This is a genomic window from Hydrogenophaga sp. 70-12 (assembly GCF_001897365.1).
Lineage (GTDB): Bacteria > Pseudomonadota > Gammaproteobacteria > Burkholderiales > Burkholderiaceae_C > Hydrogenophaga > Hydrogenophaga borbori.
Map to the genome: position 1 here is coordinate 1 of NZ_MKSS01000254.1, position 1726 is coordinate 1726.

Here is a 1726-nt window from a genome sequence, read left to right on the forward strand (position 1 = left end):
CTCGCGCGTGACCTGGCCGCCCGCGGCCTTGATCTTCTCGCAGGCCGCGTAGGCGTCGGGCACGCCCAGGGCGATGTGGCCGTAGGCCGTGCCCATCTCGTACTGCTCCACGCCCCAGTTGTAGGTGAGCTCGATCTCGGCCTGCGCCGGGTTGCTCTCGAAGCCCAGGAAGGCCAGCGAGTACTTGTACTCGGGGTTCTCGGAGGTGCGCAGCAGCTTCATGCCGAGCACGTTCGTGTAGAAGTGAATCGAGCGCTGGAGGTTGCCCACGCGCAGCATGGTGTGGAGGAGTCGCATGGGGTCGATTGTCACCGAGCCTCGAAGACCAGGCAGGTCGTTGTGGCATGCGCGTACAGGGTGCCGTCCGGGCCTACCAGGCGGGCCTCGGCGGTGGCGAGCTGGCGGCCGGCGTGGATCACCTGCCCGATGGCCCGCACGCGCTGCACCTTGGGCGTGAGGGCCTTGACCAGGTTCACGCCCAGCTCGGCCGTGGTGTAGGCCCGGCCCGGCGGCATCTTGGTGTGCACGGCGCAGCCCAGGGCCGAGTCGAGCAGGGTGGCGAACCAGCCACCGTGCACCGAACCCATGGGGTTGAGGTGGCGCGCCAGCGGCGCGCCCTGGAAGGTGGCCATGCCGTCGGCCACGGCCACCAGGTTGAAGTCCATGGTGGCCGCGATGGGCGGGAAGGGCAGCTCGCCGCGCAGCATGGCCTGCATCAGCTCCAGGCCGCTCTTGCCCGCGACCTGCTGCGGCGTGGAGACGCCCGCGCCCGGCCCTTTGGCCATGGCCTCGAGCACGGCCTTTTCCTCGTCCAGCCAGCGTTGCAGGGTGTCGCTCATCGGTCGCTCCGTGAAGGTTGTATATGCATGAATTGTAGATACAATCGTTGCCATGTCGACTGTCGCCGCCGTGTCATCCGCGCCGCCCAAGCCGCAGGGGTGCACCAACCTCAAGCTGCGCCAACTGGTGCGCGCCGTGGGCGCGCTGTACGACGCCGAGGTCGGCAAGTCCGGCCTGAAGATCACGCAGTACTCGCTGCTGTCCTACATCGCCAAGCTCGGGCCGATCCGCGCGGTGGAGCTGGCGCAGCAGATGCACATGAGCGCGTCCACGCTGTCGCGCAACCTGCGCCCGCTCATCGACGCGGGCTGGGTGGAGCAGGCCGCCGGGCCGGACGCGCGCAGCTGGCTGATCCAGGCCACGCCCGAGGGCCAGGCCAAGCGCGCCGAGGCGCAGCGCCGCTGGCGCGCGGCGCAGGAAACGGTGAACCAACGCCTGGGCGCGGCGCGCGTGGTCGCGCTGCACGCCCTCATCGATCAATCCCTGGCGCTGCTGGACGGCGCGGAGCCCCACCATGACAACGAGTGAACCCCGCGCCCGCCTGTGGTGGCTGGTGCTGCTGGCGGCGGCCGGCGCCTTCGCGCTCACCATGGGCACGCGCCAGACCATGGGCTTTTTCCTGTCGCCCCTGAACACGGCCACCGGCCTGGGCGTGGGCAGCATCAGCCTGGCCTTCGCCTTCGGCCAGCTGTGGTGGGGCCTCACGCAGCCCTTCGCGGGGGCCTTCGCCGACCGCGTGGGCGCGGGCCGCGTGCTGCTGATCGGCGTACTGCTGGTGGCCGCGGGCACCTTCCTCACGCCCTACATGACGACCACGCTGGGCCTGATCTTCGCGCTGGGCATCCTGGCGGCGGGCGGGGCGGGCATGGCGGGGCCCTCGGTGCTG

General features: G+C 70.6%; 3 protein-coding genes and 1 pseudogene (1 of these 4 cut by a window edge). 2 read left to right on the forward strand and 2 right to left on the reverse strand.

All coding sequences use genetic code 11. The features are described from left to right. Both gloA and BGO22_RS14260 read right to left on the reverse strand, forming a co-directional pair. Nucleotides 1-297 (reverse strand): lactoylglutathione lyase (gene gloA / locus BGO22_RS14255; protein ID WP_286851415.1); only part of this gene is annotated, 297 nt, incomplete at its 3' end. A gap of 11 nt (nt 298-308) precedes the next feature. Continuing rightward, complete coding sequence (locus BGO22_RS14260; RefSeq protein WP_139146929.1) at nt 309-839, reverse strand: PaaI family thioesterase; 531 nt, start codon at nt 837-839, stop codon at nt 309-311. 52 nt (nt 840-891) lie between these two features. Between BGO22_RS14260 and BGO22_RS14265 the strand changes: the two genes are divergently transcribed. Both BGO22_RS14265 and BGO22_RS14270 read left to right on the forward strand, forming a co-directional pair. Next, entirely contained in the window at nt 892-1368 is a 477-nt protein-coding gene (locus BGO22_RS14265) for a MarR family winged helix-turn-helix transcriptional regulator (protein ID WP_070397589.1), read from the forward strand. Further along, nucleotides 1355-1726, forward strand: a pseudogene (locus tag BGO22_RS14270) (MFS transporter) (it continues 811 nt past the right edge of the window). Before BGO22_RS14265 ends, BGO22_RS14270 begins: the two are co-directional and overlap by 14 nt.